Below are 1,849 nucleotides of genomic sequence, written 5' to 3' on the forward strand. Positions count from 1 at the left end.
CCAGTAGTAGGTTGGGTGGAGTGCAACGGAACCCAACAACGGGTATATGTTTCCCACAGCGTGTTGGGTTCCCCCAAGGGGGTTCTGAGAAACCCGATTTTTGGGAAAACGGGGTTTCTTGGCTGAGGAAAGGGGTATATGTTGACCCACGAGGTGTTGGGTTCCCCCAGGTAGGTGCGATCGCCTTCCAGATATGCTATCGAGGCGATTGGGTCAAACCCTGACTTTTGCTCTTTGGGTGGGTTCCGCAACACCAGCCTGGGATTTTGCCCGACGGGAAACCGCTTTAACTTTTTTAACTTTTGTTTGGGGTTTCTGGGTCGGGAGGGGAGTTGCTTTGGTCCGCTTTTTTTTGGATTCAGGGGGGGCGACTGTTTCCGGTGTCAACTGGACCGATTGCCCTGTGACCTTCTTCTTAGATGGCTTCAGCAGACCGTGGCTGTCGCGGTCGTAGCTTTCCAGGCGATGGCGCAAAACCCGCCTGGCGTCGGAAATGCGCTTACGGACGTTGACCGGGGACACGAGAAGTCGCCCAGCAACTTCTGGGTAAGACTGCTGTTGTTTCATGTAGAGAATCAAGGTTTCCCGCTTCTTCGGCGGTAATGCCTCCATGGCGCGATCTAAAAATTCTTCCAGTTCCCAGCCGATACAAATCTGTTCCGGCGTGGGTTCGGGACTTACCCATTCATCAGCTAAGGCGATCGGATCGACATTCTCAACTTTCAAATGTTGGCGATCGCGCTGTCTGAGGATATCTGTACAATGATTCCAGGTTACTTTAACTAACCACTGCCTCCAATTCCTAATCCGTTCCGTCCGTTTTTGCAGTTGTTTTTGGGCTTTCAAAAGGGCTTCACTGAGGGCATCTTCGGCTTCAATGGGGTTGCCCATTTGTCTGAGACAACAACGCCAGAGATAGTCTTCATGCTCTAGCCATTGTTGCCAAAACTCGACAGTTAGCTGATAACTACTATTAGATAGATCCATTTTCTGAGAGTTCTCTATTAGGGTTGAGTCAAAAGAAAAGCAGTTAGATATACACCCTTATTTAGCCATCCTAAATAAATCCATGAATGAGCCATAAGGGTTCGGTGTGCTTACACATAATCAACTAATTCATTTCAGGAATCACTTCCACAGGATATTTATTCTACAAGGACTTCCACCAGCAGTGCTAAAAGCTGTTCCAAAAGCATATCTGCTGGCACTTACGCCCAATCAGGTTCGCACTCAGCACATTGGACCTGCCTTATGGGCAAAAGGCAACTCAAGGGTTGATATGTCATTGAAGATACCTATATATATGTAATTCGTCTCGCGATCCGTGATGTGTCACGATCGCTCAAAACCCGCACCCTCTTGAATATATTTTGCCAACAGAACACCGCCTCACATTAGCCGCAGATTAACTACTTGGTAATGTGGTTAATGATGATAATGATTGGAAAAAATTGCAATCTTAGAGCATATATCTTGAACTGGCTGGGACGATAATTCTACCCTTATTGTTCTGGCTCTAAAAGTATCATAACCTACTTTCCCAAAAAGTTTATATCCGATTTATGAAACTTGTTTAACTAGCCGGCCAAAATTCCACCTAAATCTCCTGGGAGGGGATTGACTCCGTAACAATACCAAAATGCCCGGCCCCATGGTAACAAGCCTGGGGGAGCGATCGCTTTTTTGGCATTCAAAGAAACGGGGTTTTAGCGATCGCTTAGGACGCAACTTATGAGTCGGTTATTAGCGCAAGTGTTACAGTGAATTTTGGATTCCCCCAGGTAGGTGCGATCGCTCTGGGTAGGTTGGGTGGAGTGCAACGGAACCCAACAGCGGGTATATGTTTCCA

The 1,849-nt window shown here is 47.3% G+C and carries 1 protein-coding gene; it reads right to left on the reverse strand.

Translation table 11 applies throughout. The annotated features are described in order from the left end of the window. Nucleotides 1-213: 213 nt before the first annotated feature. Nucleotides 214-987 (reverse strand): RNA polymerase sigma factor, encoded by a 774-nt coding sequence (locus P5683_RS11740; protein WP_006670500.1) that lies wholly within the window; start codon nucleotides 985-987, stop codon nucleotides 214-216. Nucleotides 988-1,849 lie beyond the last annotated feature (862 nt).

The sequence above is a fragment of the Limnospira sp. PMC 1279.21 genome, from assembly GCF_032349615.1.
GTDB lineage: Bacteria > Cyanobacteriota > Cyanobacteriia > Cyanobacteriales > Microcoleaceae > Limnospira > Limnospira fusiformis.

Excerpts from the sequence above, each read along its gene's own strand:
- P5683_RS11740 (WP_006670500.1), bottom strand. The coding sequence starts at position 987 with ATGGATCTATCTAATAGTAGTTATCAGCTAACTGTCGAGTTTTGGCAA.